The sequence below is a fragment of the Streptomyces mesophilus genome, assembly GCF_040300965.1.
Taxonomy (GTDB): Bacteria; Actinomycetota; Actinomycetes; order Streptomycetales; family Streptomycetaceae; genus Streptomyces; species Streptomyces mesophilus_A.
In genome coordinates, this window is the sequence record NZ_JBEPEW010000016.1 from 58,671 (window position 1) to 73,015 (window position 14,345).

Below are 14,345 nucleotides of genomic sequence, written 5' to 3' on the forward strand. Positions count from 1 at the left end.
GGCAACCGCAGCAACGCCGGGAGAAACCTTGAGCGTTCCGAACGAGACCCCCCAGGAGCAGGTCGACCAGCTCCTCGGACGCGCCCTCAACTCCTTCGAGCTGCCCGACGAGACGATGGCACGCCTCGAGACGGCGCTCGCCCATGACATCGCGCTGCACTCGGCGCAGCACAGCGCCGGCCTGTACCGCGAGACCTACCGGCACACCTGGCTGCTCGGCGACGGAAGCGCCCTGGTCCTGTGGGAGCTGGTGCACAACGCGACCGTGCGCCGCGAGCAGCAGCACGAGCTGTACACGGAGGCGGAGGAGGTCCACACGGCGGCGGCCCGGCTGCCGTTCCCGGCCGACCACTCCCCGCGCCACGACGTCATGAGCGGCGAGGACGCGGGCCACACCGCCGCCGAGCCGCTGCTGCTCGAGACGGTGCTGCTGGTCGCCCCGGCGCCCCGCAGGGCGTATGCGCACTTCGCCCACGAGGACTCGGCCGACCACGGCCGGCGCCTGCTGCGCCGCGCGGAGAACGCGGACCGGCCGGGCGCGGAGACCGCGCGGCTGCTGCGTACGGCGGTGGCCCACCAGATCACTCAGGCCTTCGGACGGCCGGGGCGCACGGACTCGGGGTTCACGCTGTACGAGCATGCGTTCCTGCTCGCGGACGGGCAGGAGCTGAGCCTGTGGGAAGTGGAGCACACCGATTCGCCGGACGGGCGGCATGTGTGTGAGGTGTACGGCGAGGAGGGTCAGGCCCGGGGCGTCATGGAGGGCCGGGGCGCGGCGCTCTGAGGCGCCCGCTCAGTGACCGTCCGCCCCGAGCGGAACTCCGCCCCGGGAAGAGGAACGTCTACCGCTTCCCGTTGAGCCCGCGCACCAGCCCCGCGAAGGCGGCGCGCTCCTCCTCCGTCAGCTCGACGCGCTCGATCGGATGCGGGACCGACTGCCGCGGAATCCCGTCGAGGTGGGCGGGCAGCGCACCGGCGCGCTGGGCCTCGCGCCAGATCGCGATCTCGAAGCGATCGCGGCGCAGGAGGCGGGCGAGGCCGACGACCCATGCCACGGTCGCGACGAGGAGGACCGTCAGGCCGATCTGCTGGACTATCGAGATCTGATCGAACATGCGGGCCAGTAGACAACACGGACGGGCCTTACGGCAGGGCCCGAAAGGGACTTTGGTCCCGAAGTGACGTATCTCGCAGGGCAGGCGCAAAGCCGGAGCAAGGCGATACGGCAGGGCATACGAAAGGGCCCCGGATTCCCTCGTACGGAAATCCAGGGTCCTTTGCGGGAGTTCGCACACCCCGCCGGATCAGCGGACCGGCCGGAGGCTCAGACCGAGACCGTCTCCTTGACGGCGACCGGCGCGGCCTCCGTCGCGGCAGGGGCCGCCACCTCGGGAGCGGCCGTCTTCCGCATCCCCTTGAGCACGATCACCAGGCCGGCCGACACACAGGTACCCGCCACGACCGCCACCAGGTAGAGCAGCGGCTGCCCGATCAGCGGGACCACGAAGATGCCGCCGTGCGGAGCCTGCAGCGTCGCGCCGAAGCCCATCGACAGGGCGCCGGTCACCGCGCCGCCGGCCATCGAGGCCGGGATGACCCGCAGCGGGTCGGCCGCCGCGAAGGGGATCGCGCCCTCGGTGATGAAGGAGGCGCCGAGCACCCAGGCCGCCTTGCCGTTCTCGCGCTCGGTCTTGGTGAAGAGCTTGCCGCGCACCGTCGTGGCCAGGGCCATCGCGAGCGGCGGGACCATGCCGGCGGCCATGACCGCGGCCATCACCTTGAGGTTGCCGTCCGTGGCGTTCGCGCCGAGGCCGCCGACCGCGAAGGCGTACGCGACCTTGTTGAGCGGACCGCCCAGGTCGAAGCACATCATCAGGCCGAGGATGACGCCGAGGATCACGGCGTTGGAGCCGTCGAGGGACTGCAGCCAGTCGGTGAGCGCGCGCTGCAGCGAGGCGATCGGCTCGCCGACCACCAGGAACATCAGGAAGCCGACCACCGCCGAGGAGATCAGCGGGATCACGACCACCGGCATGATGCCGCGCAGTACCGCGGGGATACGGACCTTCTGGATCGCCATGACCGTGGCGCCCGCGATCAGACCTGCCACGAGACCGCCGAGGAAGCCGGCGTTGATGGTGACGGCGACCGCGCCGCCGACGAATCCGGGCACCAGACCGGGCCGGTCCGCCATCCCGTACGCGATGTAACCGGCGAGCACCGGGACGAGGAAGCCGAAGGCGAGCCCGCCGACCTGGAAGAACAGCGCGGCCCAACTCGCGGCCTCGGTCCAGATGAAGTGGTCGACAACCGACTTGGCCTCGTTGATCTCGTAGCCGCCGATGGCGAAGCCGAGAGCGATCAGCAGACCGCCGGCCGCGACGAACGGGACCATGTAACTGACGCCCGACATCAGCCACTTGCGCAGCTTGGTGCCGTAGCCGTCGCCCTCGGCGCCGGCCGCCTCCACCGGAGTGGCCGCCCCTGCCGACACTTCGCCGCGCGCGGCCTTCCCGCGGACCTCGGCGATCAGCTCGGCAGGGCGGCTGATGCCCGCCTTCACGCCGACGTCGACGGTGGGCTTGCCGCTGAAGCGGTCCTTGTCGCGTACGGGGACGTCATGGGCGAAGATCACCGCGTCCGCGGCCGCGATCACGGCCGGTTCGAGCCGGGTGAAGCCCGCCGAGCCCTGCGTCTCCACGACCAGCTCGACGCCCGCCTCGCGTCCGGCGTTCTCCAGGGACTCGGCGGCCATGTAGGTGTGGGCGATGCCGGTGGGGCAGGAGGTGACAGCGACGATCTTGAAGACCTCGGCCGCACCGGCAGCGGGTTGAGGCGCCTCATCCGATCCGTCGGGACCGGCCGCTTCCCCGTCGGGACCGGCCGCTTGCCCGTCGGGACCGGCCGCTTCCCCGTCAGGACCCGCCGTTTCGGATACGGGAGCCTCCCCGCGTATCAGCGCGGCAGCCGCACCCGCGTCCCCGGCCGCCCGCAGCGCGGCCGTGAACTCGGCGTCCATCAGCTGGCGTGCGAGGGAGGACAGGATCGTGAGGTGGTCCTCGTCGGCGCCGGCGGGCGCGGCGATCAGGAAGATCAGGTCGGCCGGGCCGTCCGGCGCCCCGAAGTCGATGCCCTGCGCGGCCCGTCCGAAGGCCAGCGTGGGCTCGGTGACATGGGTGCTGCGGCAGTGCGGGATGCCGATCCCGCCGTCGAGCCCGGTCGGCATCTGCGCCTCGCGGGCGGCGACATCGGCGAGGAAGCCGTCGAGATCGGTGACGCGGCCGAGGGCCACCATCCGCTCGGCGAGGAGACGCGCCGCCGCCTCCTTGGTCTCGGCGGACAGGTCGAGGTCGACCAGTTCCGCGGTGATCATCTCGCTCATCGCGGGCTCCTTTGCTCGCATATGGGGGACAGCTGAAGGGAGGGGGAAGGGAGGGGGTGGCGGCCGCGCAGTAAGGGGCTTCTGCGGGCGATGTCAGTGGGGACCGATAGCGTCTTAAGGGCTCGGCCCCCGGGTGGGCGGGGTCTGTCCGGCTGGCTGGTGCGCTCGGAGCCCTTCACGCCGCAGGCTCCGTCAGCGCCCTGTCCAGGGGCACCTCGCCGGTGAGCCGTACCGCCGCCAGATCCAGGTCGCCGGGCGTGGGCATCACGCTGCCCGGCAGCTGCACGGCGGCCGCTCCGTGCGCGACCGCGGAGGCGAGGGCCTCGGGTCCCGAGCCGCCCGCGATCAGGAAGCCGGCGAGTGAGGCGTCACCCGCGCCGACATTGCTGCGCACGGTCTCGACGGGGGCGCTCGCGAAGTACGCGCCGCTGTCGTCGACGAGCAGCTGCCCGTCGGCGCCGAGCGAGGCGAGCACCGCGCGGGCACCCAGCGTCCGCAGCTCCTCGGCGGCCTTCACGGCGTCGCCGACGGTGTGCAGCGGGCGGCCCACGGCCTCGGCGAGTTCTTCGGCGTTCGGCTTGACGACATCGGGGCGCTCACGCAGTGCGGCGGTCAGTGCGGGACCGGAGGTGTCGAGCGCGATCCGGGCGCCGGCCGCGTGGGCGCGGGCCACCAGATCGGCGTACCAGGACGGTTCGAGCCCCCGCGGCAGGCTGCCGCAGCACGCGATCCAGGACGCCCCCAGCGATGCCGAACGCACCGTGGCGAGCAGTGACTCGGCCTCCGCGGAGGTCAGTTCGGGTCCGGCCGCGTTGATCTTCGTGAGGGTGCCGTCGGGCTCGGCGATCGAGATGTTGGAGCGGGTCGCGCCCTCGACCTCGACCGGCGCCACCTCGATGCCCTGCTCACCGAGGAGCTGGGCGACCAGGGCGCCGGGCGCCCCGCCGAGCGGCAGCACGGCGACGGTGCGCTGTCCGGCCGCGGCGACGGCGCGCGAGACGTTGACCCCCTTGCCGCCCGGGTCCATCCGGTCGCCATCGGCCCGGTTGACCTCGCCGCGCTCGAGGGCGGGCACCTCGTAGGTGCGGTCGAGGGAGGGGTTCGGGGTGACGGTGAGGATCATGCGTACCGCTTCCAGGTGGTTCATCTCGTACGTGGGGGGCGGGGGCGCGCTCAGACGCGCCGGACTGTGACGCCGGCCTTCTCGACGGCCGAGGCATCGGCGTCGGAGAGGCCGCTGTCGGTGATCAGCAGATCGACCTCGGCCAGGTCCCCGAAGCGCGCGAAGTGCTCCTCGCCGCACTTGGCGGAGTCCGCGAGCAGCACGACACGGCGGGCCGCGGCGATCGCGGCGCGCTTGACGGCGGCTTCGGCGAGGTCGGGGGTGGTCAGGCCGTGGGCGGCGGAGTAGCCGTTGGCGGCGAGGAGGAGGACGTCGGCGCGGACCTCCCCGTAGGCGCGCAGGGCCCAGGCGTCGACGGCCGCGCGCGTACGGTGGCGCACCCGGCCGCCGATGAGGTGCAGCTGGATGCCGGGGTGGTCGGCGAGGCGGGCCGCGGTGGGCAGCGAGTGCGTGACGACCGTGAGCGCGGATTCGAGCGGCAGGTCGGCGGCGACGCGGGCGACGGTGGATCCGGCGTCGAGGATCACGCTGCCGTCGGCGGGGAGTTCGGCGAGGGCGGCCCGGGCGATGCGGTCCTTCTCGTCGGCGGCGGTGGACTCGCGCTCGGCCAGGTCGGGCTCGAAGTCGAGCCGTCCGGCCGGTATCGCCCCGCCGTGCACCCGGCGGACGAGGCCCGCGCGGTCGAGGGCCTTGAGGTCGCGCCGTACGGTCTCGGCGGTGACCTGGAACTCCTCGGCGAGCGACAGCACATCGACCCGTCCGCTCTCGCGGGCGAGCCGGAGGATCTCCTGCTGGCGCTCCGGTGCGTACATGTGGGTTCAGCTCCGCTTCGTGCCCGACTGTGTGGGTTCTCCGTCAGAGTACGGCTGCGTATCGCTGAAGTAAACAGAGTCGGGCATGGTTCGGGCAGAAACGGGCTTTGGTCCCGGTGGGTGGTCCGCGGGGTGGGCCCAAGGGCCCTGTCGGGGTCGGTGGCTGGGGGCTCGGGGCTGGGGGCAGGGGGCTGGGGGCTCGGGGCTCGGGGCTGGGGGCTCGGGGCTCGGAGGGGTGGCCCGGAGCGGGCGCCAGGTGCTGGAGCGGGTGCCCGGCCCTGCGTGTGCTGCGCGCGTGCGGTGTCGTCGTGGGGTCGGTGCCGGTCCGGGGTACCAGTTACACGGGCAATGGCACCGTTCCCGTGAAGGGTTGCCGTCGCCGTCGGGGGCGCCCGTGTAACTGGCACCCCTCCCCGTCCCCTTCCGCCGGTTCCGCGGCTGCGGGCCAGTGGGGGTTCCGCCCAGACGTCGCACGGCTGCGGGCCAGTGGGATGCGCGTCACTTCCGCGTCCCCCGTCCCCTTCCGCCGGTTCCGCGGCTGCGGGTGGGTGGGGGTTCCGCACAGACATCGCGCGGCTGCGAGCCGGTGGGGGCGCGCGTCACATCCGCGTCCCGCCATCTCGCGGCTGCGGGCCGGTGCGAGTGCGCGTCGCGCCCGGCGCCCTCTCCCGTTGCCGCAGACGCGTCGGCGCCCCCGCACCACGAAGGTGCGAGGGCGCCGAAGGGGGCCGGGTCAGTGGACGAGTACCGGCTGCTCGTCGTCGTCCGCCGCGCCGGCCGAGTCCGCCGGTGAAGACGGAGCCGAAGCCTCGTCCTCCCCGCCCTCCAAGTGCTGCTTCGGACGCTTCGGCAGTGCGAACATCACCAGGAAGATCGCGACGAGTACCGCGGCGACGTACCTGAGCGCGTACTGGAACGCGTCCACGATCTCCGCGGTCATCTGCTCCGGCACCACGTGGTCGGAGAGCTGTCCGAAGAAGACCACCGACACCAGGCCGAGCCCGAGTGCGTTGCCCATCTGCATCGTGGTGTTGATCAGGCCCGAGGCCGAACCCGCGTGCTCACGCGGCACCTCGGACAGGACCGCGTCGGTCAGCGGGGCCACGATCAGGCCCATGCCGACACCCATCACGACCAGCGGGAGCGCCATCTGCCAGGGGCTGATGGTCATGCCGTACCGGTCGGCCTCCCAGATGTAGATCAGGACGCCGGCGGCCATGGTCAGCGCGCCCGCCTGAAGGACCTTGCGGCCGAAGACCGGGACGAGCTTCTGCACCGAGATACCGGCTGCGAAGGAGACGGCGATCGAGAACGGCACGCCCGTCAGGCCCGCCTTGAGCGGGGTCCAGCCGAGCCCCTCCTGCATGTAGAGGGTCCACACCAGGAAGAAGATGCCCATCACGAGCCCGAAGGTCAGTTGCACCGCGATGCCCGCCGCGAAGCTCTTCACCTTGAACAGCGGCAGCTCGATCAGCGGCGAACCGTCCTTGCGGGCCTTGTAGCGCTCGTACGCCACGAGGATCGCGAAGACCGGAAGCGCGCCCACCATCATGAGGTGACCCCACAGCGGCCAGTCCAGCTCGTGGCCGCGGGTGAGCGGGTAGAGCAGCATGAGCAGCGGGATCACGACGAGGACGACGCCGACGAGGTCCAGCTTGAGCGCCTTGGGCGCCTTGGACTCGCTGATGTACTTGCGGCCGAGGATCAGGGCCGCGATGCCGACCGGCAGGTTGATCAGGAAGATCGGACGCCACTCGAGACCGAACAGGTTCCACTGCGTGAGCAGGGCGCCGAGCAGCGGACCGGTCACCGCACCGAGGCCCACGATCGCGCCGAACAGGCCGAACACCTTGCCGCGTTCATGCGCCGGGAACGTGGCGTGCACGATCGAGAGGACCTGCGGCACCATCAGCGCGGCCGTGGCTCCCTGCAGGATGCGGGAGGCGACCAGCATGTCCGGGTTGGCGGCGAAGCCGCACAGCGCCGAGGCGAGGGTGAAGCCGGCGATACCGATCAGGAAGAGCCGCTTGCGGCCGTAGATGTCACCGAGCCGGCCGCCGGTGATCAGTCCGGCCGCGAAGGCCAGTGCGTAACCCGCGGTGATCCACTGGATCTGGCTGGCAGTTGCACCCTCGTCGCGCGTGATGGTGGGGATCGCGACGTTCACGATCGTCACGTCGACGAGGTCCATGAACGAGGCGGTCATCACGATCGCCAGCGCGATCCACCGCCGCCGGTCGGCCTGGGCCCCGCCCTGCCCCGGCCCCTGGGCTATGCCCTGCGCGCTGCTGCTTGTCGTCTTCATAAGGAGTACGTTAGATGGCATGTAGGACAGGTCACGACCTAATTGAGGGGCATCCTCAAAAACATGACGACCGATACTCCGGCACGACTGCTGCAGCTTCTGTCGCTTCTGCAGACGCCACGCGAGTGGCCCGGCAGTGAGCTCGCCGATCGCCTCCAGGTCTCCCGGCGGACCGTCCGCCGTGATGTGGACCGGCTGCGCGACCTCGGCTATCCGGTACAGGCGACCATGGGCGCGGACGGCGGGTACCGCCTGGTCGCGGGCAAGGCACTGCCGCCTCTCGTCCTCGACGACGAGGAGGCGGTGGCGATCGCGGTCGGTCTGCGCGCGGGCGCGGGCCATGCGGTCGAGGGCATCGAGGAGGCCTCCGTACGCGCCCTCGCCAAACTCGAACAGGTGCTGCCCTCGCGGCTGCGCCACCGCGTCAACACCCTTGGCACGGCCACGAGTTCCCTCGTGTACAGCGGGGTCGGCGACGGCGCGACCATCGCACCCGAGACCCTCACGGTCCTGGCCTCGGCGACCTCGGGACACGAACGGCTGCGCTTCTCGTACGAGGCCGCGGACGGCGCACGGACCCGGCGCCTGACGGAGCCGTACCGGCTGATCTCGGCGGGCCGGCGCTGGTACCTCGTCGCGTACGACCTGGACCGGGACGACTGGCGTACGTTCCGGGTCGACCGGGTCGGCGACCCGTTCGCGACGGGTGCGCGGTTCGCGCCGCGCGAGGTGCCGACCGGGGACGCGGCGGAGTTCATGCGGGCGACGGTGTGGCGGGCGGCGCCCTCGTTCGAGCTGGACGCGACCTTCGACGCTCCGGCCGCCGAGGTGGCCCGCCGGCTCCCGCCGTCCTTCGGCACCCCGGAGGCGACGGGCGCGGACAGCTGCCGGCTGCGCTCGACGGTCCAGGACTCCCTGGAGTGGGCGGCGATGCGCCTGGCGATGGCGGGGGTGGAGTTCACGGTGCGAGGGCCCGCGGAACTGGCCGAGCAGGTCGCCCAGTTGGGCAGCCGCCTGACCAGGGCGGCAGCGAACTAGCCCGCTAGGGGGCATCCTCCGCCGGGGGATGCCCCGCCCCGGCGCGGGTGCACATTTCACCGTACGGTGGTGATATGCGCACAGAGCGTGACGAAAACCCCGCACGGGGATTGCGGGCCCGGGCGCGGGCCGCGCAGGCGCGGGCCCGGACCGTGCGGCATGTCATCGTCTTCGTGCTCGCGCTGTGCGCCGCCGCGACGGGGATCCTGCTGTACTTCGACGAGCGCGACACCCGGCAGAGCGTGCACCGCGCCGGGGACGTGGCCGCGCGGGACGGGATCCTGGTCAAGGCCTCGCTGCAGAAAGTCGACCCGGTGGCGCGAGAGCTGCTGTTCCGCGTGAACGTCTATCCGCAGGGCCGGCTGCAGGACCCTTCCGACGAGCTCACACCCGTACGGGATCTGACCGTCTACACCTCGTCGCTGATCCGGGGCACCTTGCGCTTCAAGGGCGGTGAGCGGGTCACGACTCAGGTCGTCGCCATTCCGATCGACGACGGGGCCATCACCAACTACCCCTTCGACCGCTACGACGCACGCGTCGGCTTCAGCGCGGCGGGCGGGGACCGGCAGCTGCCCGTGGGTCTCGAGTTCCACGACGTGGACCCGTTCTTCTCACCGCGGGTGACCCACAACTCCCAGGACAGCGAGGTGGCTTCGCTGGACCTGGACGTACGGCGGTCACGGTCCACGTTCATCCTGGCCTGGCTGATGATGTTCATCATGTGGGGCCTGGCCCTCGCCGTACTCGCCGCGACGTGGTTCGTGATCGACCACCGCAAGGGGCTGGTGTGGGCGGCCATGAGCTGGATGGCCGCGACCCTGTTCGCGCTGGCCGGCTTCCGCAACGCGGCGCCGGGCAATCCGCCCTTCGGCTCGCTGATCGACTACGCGGCGTTCCTGTGGGCCGAGGGTGTCATCGCACTGTGCCTGGTGGCCGTGGCGGCGTTCGGGATCCGGGTGGAGAAGGCGAAGTTGGCAGAGGTGGAGGCGCAGACGGCGGCCGCGGAGGCGGACCGGCTCTGAGCCCATCGGGACGGCCGTGAACACGACGAGCCCCCGACGCCAGGGGGGGGTGGGGCGCCGGGGGCTCGGTCTCGGGGGCGGCGCGAGGCCGCCGGGGGTCACGCCGCCGCGTCGAAGCCGGTGTCGCGGGCGAGCCGCTTGAGCTCGAGCAAGGCGTGCTTCTCGATCTGACGGATCCGCTCGCGGGTCAGCCCGTGCTCCTTGCCGACCTCGGTCAGGGTGCGCTCGCGGCCGTCCTCGATGCCGTACCGCATCTTGATGATGGACGCGGTGCGCTGGTCGAGCCGGCCGATCAGACCGTCGAGCTCCTCGCTGCGCAGCAGCGTGAGCACCGACTGCTCGGGCGAGACCGCCGAGGTGTCCTCGAGCAGGTCGCCGAACTGGGTGTCGCCGTCGTCGTCCACCGACATGTTCAGGGAGACCGGGTCGCGCGCCCAGTCGAGCACGTCACCGACGCGCTCCGGCGTGGAGCCGAGCTCGGCGGCGATCTCGGTGTGCTCCGGGTCGCGGCCGTTCTCCCGGTTGAACTCGCGCTGGACTCGGCGGATGCGGCCGAGCTCCTCGACGAGGTGGACGGGCAGCCGGATGGTGCGCGACTGGTCGGCGATGGAGCGGGTGATGGCCTGACGGATCCACCACGTGGCATACGTGGAGAACTTGAAGCCCTTGCGGTAGTCGAACTTCTCGACCGCGCGCACCAGGCCCGCGTTGCCCTCCTGGATCAGGTCGAGCAGCGGCAGACCCGAGCGCGGATAGCGGCGGGCGACCGCGACGACCAGACGGAGGTTGGAGCGGATGAAGATGTCCTTGGCGCGCTCGCTGTCGGCGACCAGGGCCTCGAGCTCTTCACGGCTCGCGTCCTTGCCGGTCTCGGTGGCCTGTTCGAGCGTCCCGTCGAGGATCTGCTGGGCATACACGCCCGCCTCGATGATCTGCGAGAGCTCGACCTCCTTGGCGGCGTCGAGCAGCGGCGTGCGGGCTATCTCGTCCAGATACATGCCGACCAGGTCGCGGTCGGCGATTTCACCGGTTCCGACGCGAACACTGCTGGCCGCGTCGGATCCGCCCTTGGCGGTCTTACGACGGGCGACGGCACGGGTTGCCATGCGTGCTCCCTTTGCGATGAGTGGGGCCTGCTGGTGGTCTTCGGGACTCCAGGGGCGGCGGCCGGCTGTGACAGTTCAAATAACGCTTGGCTACCGCTTCCGATGGAAACAACGACTGGAATCCGGACAGAATTCCCGAGCTGCCCAACATTTTTCGTGATCTTGCAGTACCCTGTGCCGCCGCAACATGGACCGACACCGTGTCGGTGCCACGGAGGTGCAGGTCAGGCCTGGTGCGATGCCCCGCCCCGTACCCCTGACGCGTCGTCGTCGACGCCGGGGAAATGAGACGGCCGTCACACGTTTTGCCTGCTCCGCCCCCTTGCGGGGGCCTGCTCTCCCTGCTGGTGAAGACGGCGCCGGCCGCATCCTGGTTGCCCGGCAGCTCCCCGAGTTCCCTCAATCCGGCCCGCGCAACACAGCCACAGACGCTTCAATCGCCCAACGGCCCGAACGCGCCAACAGTTCCCAGGCACCTCATGAGCCAGGTCCGGCTCTAGCCGAACTGCACCGACCTCTTCGCGAGCCCCATCCAGAACCCGTCGATCACCGACCGCTGCATCGCCGGCCCACCGGCCGCGTCCGCCGCCCCCATCGCCACGAACAGCGGCGCGAAGTGCTCGGTGCGCGGGTGGGCCAGCGCTCCCGCGGGTGACTTGACCGTGAAATCGAGCAGCGCGTCCACGTCGCCCGCGTCCAGCGCCTCGTGCCCCCACGCGTCGAACTCCGCGGACCAGGAAGGGATTCCGCCCTGCCGCAGCGCCGCCAGGTTGTGCGTGAAGAAGCCGCTGCCGACGATCAGCACGCCCTCGTCGCGCAGCGGCGCGAGCTTGCGCCCGATGTCCATGAGCCGGCGCGGGTCGAGCGTGGGCATGGAGATCTGCAGGACCGGAATGTCGGCGGCGGGGAACATCTCGACCAGCGGCACGTACGCGCCGTGGTCGAGGCCGCGGTCCGGGATGTCCTGCACCGGCGTACCGGGGGCTCGCAGCAGTTTCCGTACGGACTCGGCGAGTTCAGGAGCGCCCGGAGCCTCGTACCGCACCTGGTAGTAGTGCTCGGGGAAGCCCCAGAAGTCGTAGACGAGCGGCACGGTCTCGGTGGCGCCGAGCGCGAGCGGGGCCTCCTCCCAGTGCGCGGAGACCATGAGGATCGCCTTCGGTCGCGGCAGGTCCGCAGACCAGGCCGCGAGCTGACCCGGCCACAGCGCGTCGTCGGCGAGCGGCGGGGCGCCGTGCGAGAGGTAGAGCGCGGGCATGCGCTCGGTGGTGGCGTTCATGGCGGCTCCCTTGCTCAGGCACTCGTTCGCACACTGGGAACGCATGCCGGCCAGTCATACTTGAAACTTCAAGCACTACCTCGAAGGTACTCCCCTCCCCCCTTTCCTTCAACCTTCAAGGAACCGCTCCGTACAGTGGAAGCATGGCGACGAAGCACGAGGACGAGCCCCGCTGGCTCACCGACGAGGAACAGCAGGTCTGGCGCACATATCTGCAGGCCACCATGCTCCTCGACGACCACCTGGACCGGCAGTTGCAGCGGGACGCCAAGCTGCCGCACCTCTATTACGCGCTGCTCGTCCAGCTCGGCGAGGCCCCGCGCCGGCGGCTGCGGATGACCGAGCTCGCCAAGCAGGCGAAGATCACCCGCTCCCGGCTCTCGCACGCCGTCGCCCGCCTGGAGAAGAACGGCTGGGTCCGCCGCGAGGACTGCCCCTCCGACAAGCGCGGCCAGAACGCGATCCTCACCGAGCGGGGCGCCGAGGTCCTCGCCGAGGCCGCCCCCGGCCATGTCGCCGCGGTACGGCAGGCGCTCTTCGACCGGCTCACCCCCGAACAGCAGAAATCCCTCGGCGAGATCATGAAGATCGTCGCCGAGGGACTTCAGCCGTGCGAGGCGGGTGCGGATCTGCCCTGGCTGCGCTGAGCCCCCAGGGCGGATCCGGCTACTGCGATACGTGGATCAGTGCGCCATGACCGGGACCGCGATCTCGTCCTCGGCACCCTGACCGCCACCCGAGGCCACCGGCGTGGAGCCCGGCGCCTTGGTGGTGATGAAGGTGAACGCGATGGCCGCGGAGACCACCAGGATGCCGACGGCCCACCAGATCGCCGAGGTGTAGCCCTCGACCATGGCCTGCGCCTGAAGGAGCTGCTGGTTGGTGGCGCCGGCCGCGTTGTCCACGAGGTACGCGGTCGTGGCCGAGGCGGCGATGGTGTTCAGGAGCGCGGTGCCGATGGCGCCGCCGACCTGCTGCGAGGTGTTGACCATCGCGGAGGCCACACCGGAGTCCCGCGCCTCGACACCGAGGGTGGCGAGCGACATGGCCGGCATGAACGCCGTACCCATACCGAGACCGAGCAGCAGCTGCGCCGGCAGGATCAGGAGCGGGTACGAGGAGTCGATCTCCATCTGGGTCAGGAGCAGCATGCCGAGCGCGGCGACCAGGAAGCCCGGGCCCATGAGCAGGCGCGGCGGGACGCGGGTCATCAGACGCGCGCCGATCTGGGTCGAGCCCGTGATCATGCCGACGATCATCGGCAGGAACGCGAAGCCGGTCATGACCGGGCTGTAGCCCTTGACGATCTGCAGGTAGTAGGTCAGGAACAGGAACAGACCGAACATCGAGATGACGGCGAGACCGAGCGACAGGTAGACACCGCCGCGGTTGCGGTCGGTGATGACGCGCAGCGGGAGCAGCGGGTGCTTGACCTTGGCCTCGACGGCCACGAACGCGGCGAGCAGCACGGCGGAGGCGACGAACATGCCGATGGTCAGTGAGTCGGACCAGCCCTCGGACTCGGCGCGGGTGAAGCCGTAGACGAGCGCGACCAGACCGGTCGTCGACAGGAGCACACCCGGGATGTCGAGCGGCGAGCGGTTGCGGCCGCCGGCCGGCTCACGGATCACGAAGTACGCGCCGAGGGCGGCGACGATCGCGAACGGGATGTTGACGAAGAAGGTCCAGCGCCAGTTCAGGTACTCGGTGAGGACACCGCCGAGGATCAGACCCACGGCGCCACCGCCACCGGCGATCGCACCGTAGATGCCGAAGGCCTTCGCGCGCTCCTTGGCGTCGGTGAACATCACGGCGAGCAGCGAGAGCGCGGCCGGCGCGAGCAGCGCACCGAAGGCGCCCTGCGCGGCACGGGCGATCAGCATCATGGCCTCACCGGTCGCGGCGCCACCGAGGGCGGACGCGCCGGCGAAACCGATCAGGCCGGTCACGAAGGTGCGCTTGCGGCCCCACAGGTCGGCGATGCGGCCACCGAACAGCAGCAGACCACCGAAGGCCAGGGCGTAGGCCGTGATGACCCACTGGCGGTTGCCGTCCGAGATCCCCAGGTCCAGCTGGGCGGTCGGCAGAGCGATGTTCACGATCGTCGCGTCGAGCACGACCATGAGCTGCGCCAGAGCGATGAAGACGAGAGCCGTCCATCGCTTCGGGTCGAGCCCGGTATCGGGCTTGAGAGCTGTTTCGGACATGGGGGTACCCACCTCGATATTTCTTGAAAAAACGCACGCGCACGACAGCGTGCGATGACGGTGAAGAA

General features: G+C 70.9%; 12 protein-coding genes. 4 read left to right on the forward strand and 8 right to left on the reverse strand.

Going from position 1 to position 14,345, the window contains the following annotated elements; all coding sequences use genetic code 11:
- Positions 1-28 precede the first annotated feature (28 nt).
- A complete protein-coding gene (locus tag ABT367_RS08905; protein ID WP_352251064.1) occupies positions 29-784 on the forward strand; it encodes a DUF6227 family protein in 756 nt (251 codons plus the stop codon).
- 58 nt (positions 785-842) lie between these two features.
- Here ABT367_RS08905 and ABT367_RS08910 read toward each other — a convergent pair whose 3' ends face one another.
- The 5 genes from ABT367_RS08910 to ABT367_RS08930 form a co-directional block, all read right to left on the reverse strand.
- Positions 843-1,115 carry a hypothetical protein gene (locus tag ABT367_RS08910; protein WP_352251066.1) on the reverse strand — a complete coding sequence of 91 codons (273 nt, stop codon included), beginning with the start codon at positions 1,113-1,115 and terminating at the stop codon, positions 843-845.
- Positions 1,116-1,324: 209 nt separating this feature from the next.
- Positions 1,325-3,382: a PTS fructose transporter subunit IIABC gene (locus ABT367_RS08915; RefSeq protein ID WP_352251068.1), complete on the reverse strand. Its 2,058-nt coding sequence runs from the start codon at positions 3,380-3,382 to the stop codon at positions 1,325-1,327.
- Between the two features lie 175 nt (positions 3,383-3,557).
- Positions 3,558-4,505, reverse strand: a complete 948-nt coding sequence (pfkB, locus tag ABT367_RS08920; RefSeq protein ID WP_352251124.1) for a 1-phosphofructokinase — start codon at positions 4,503-4,505, stop codon at positions 3,558-3,560.
- 50 nt (positions 4,506-4,555) lie between these two features.
- On the reverse strand, positions 4,556-5,317 hold the full coding sequence (locus ABT367_RS08925; protein WP_352251070.1) for a DeoR/GlpR family DNA-binding transcription regulator: 762 nt from the start codon (positions 5,315-5,317) through the stop codon (positions 4,556-4,558).
- 733 nt (positions 5,318-6,050) lie between these two features.
- On the reverse strand, positions 6,051-7,523 hold the full coding sequence (locus ABT367_RS08930) for an MFS transporter (RefSeq protein WP_434975430.1): 1,473 nt from the start codon (positions 7,521-7,523) through the stop codon (positions 6,051-6,053).
- 162 nt (positions 7,524-7,685) lie between these two features.
- On the opposite strand from ABT367_RS08930, the gene ABT367_RS08935 reads away from it, so the two are divergent.
- Together ABT367_RS08935 and ABT367_RS08940 are read left to right on the forward strand one after the other, a co-directional pair.
- Positions 7,686-8,660 (forward strand): helix-turn-helix transcriptional regulator, encoded by a 975-nt coding sequence (locus ABT367_RS08935; protein ID WP_352251074.1) that lies wholly within the window; start codon positions 7,686-7,688, stop codon positions 8,658-8,660.
- A 74-nt stretch (positions 8,661-8,734) separates the two neighbouring features.
- Positions 8,735-9,685 carry a DUF4436 family protein gene (locus ABT367_RS08940; protein WP_352251076.1) on the forward strand — a complete coding sequence of 317 codons (951 nt, stop codon included), beginning with the start codon at positions 8,735-8,737 and terminating at the stop codon, positions 9,683-9,685.
- Between the two features lie 98 nt (positions 9,686-9,783).
- Here ABT367_RS08940 and ABT367_RS08945 read toward each other — a convergent pair whose 3' ends face one another.
- Both ABT367_RS08945 and ABT367_RS08950 read right to left on the reverse strand, forming a co-directional pair.
- Positions 9,784-10,791, reverse strand: a complete 1,008-nt coding sequence (locus ABT367_RS08945) for a sigma-70 family RNA polymerase sigma factor (protein ID WP_352251078.1) — start codon at positions 10,789-10,791, stop codon at positions 9,784-9,786.
- A 496-nt stretch (positions 10,792-11,287) separates the two neighbouring features.
- The gene (locus ABT367_RS08950) at positions 11,288-12,070 is read right to left on the reverse strand and encodes a dioxygenase family protein (protein WP_352251080.1); all 783 of its coding nucleotides are present in this window, start codon (positions 12,068-12,070) and stop codon (positions 11,288-11,290) included.
- 143 nt (positions 12,071-12,213) lie between these two features.
- Here ABT367_RS08950 and ABT367_RS08955 point away from each other — a divergent pair, with 143 nt between their 5' ends.
- Positions 12,214-12,717, forward strand: coding sequence for a MarR family winged helix-turn-helix transcriptional regulator (locus ABT367_RS08955; protein WP_352251082.1), 504 nt, complete (start codon positions 12,214-12,216; stop codon positions 12,715-12,717).
- Between the two features lie 36 nt (positions 12,718-12,753).
- Here the strand turns inward: ABT367_RS08955 and ABT367_RS08960 are convergent, their stop codons facing one another.
- Positions 12,754-14,277 (reverse strand): MFS transporter, encoded by a 1,524-nt coding sequence (locus ABT367_RS08960; protein ID WP_352251084.1) that lies wholly within the window; start codon positions 14,275-14,277, stop codon positions 12,754-12,756.
- Positions 14,278-14,345 lie beyond the last annotated feature (68 nt).

What these genes read in the sequence shown, in the direction of transcription:
- ABT367_RS08910 (WP_352251066.1), bottom strand. Translation starts at nt 1,115, where the DNA reads ATGTTCGATCAGATCTCGATAGTCCAGCAGATCGGCCTGACGGTCCTC.
- ABT367_RS08915 (WP_352251068.1), bottom strand. Translation starts at nt 3,382, where the DNA reads ATGAGCGAGATGATCACCGCGGAACTGGTCGACCTCGACCTGTCCGCC.
- pfkB (WP_352251124.1), bottom strand. Translation starts at nt 4,505, where the DNA reads ATGATCCTCACCGTCACCCCGAACCCCTCCCTCGACCGCACCTACGAG.
- ABT367_RS08925 (WP_352251070.1), bottom strand. Translation starts at nt 5,317, where the DNA reads ATGTACGCACCGGAGCGCCAGCAGGAGATCCTCCGGCTCGCCCGCGAG.
- ABT367_RS08930 (WP_434975430.1), bottom strand. Translation starts at nt 7,523, where the DNA reads ATGACCGCCTCGTTCATGGACCTCGTCGACGTGACGATCGTGAACGTC.
- ABT367_RS08935 (WP_352251074.1), top strand. Translation starts at nt 7,686, where the DNA reads ATGACGACCGATACTCCGGCACGACTGCTGCAGCTTCTGTCGCTTCTG.
- ABT367_RS08940 (WP_352251076.1), top strand. Translation starts at nt 8,735, where the DNA reads ATGCGCACAGAGCGTGACGAAAACCCCGCACGGGGATTGCGGGCCCGG.
- ABT367_RS08945 (WP_352251078.1), bottom strand. Translation starts at nt 10,791, where the DNA reads ATGGCAACCCGTGCCGTCGCCCGTCGTAAGACCGCCAAGGGCGGATCC.
- ABT367_RS08950 (WP_352251080.1), bottom strand. Translation starts at nt 12,070, where the DNA reads ATGAACGCCACCACCGAGCGCATGCCCGCGCTCTACCTCTCGCACGGC.
- ABT367_RS08955 (WP_352251082.1), top strand. Translation starts at nt 12,214, where the DNA reads ATGGCGACGAAGCACGAGGACGAGCCCCGCTGGCTCACCGACGAGGAA.
- ABT367_RS08960 (WP_352251084.1), bottom strand. Translation starts at nt 14,277, where the DNA reads ATGTCCGAAACAGCTCTCAAGCCCGATACCGGGCTCGACCCGAAGCGA.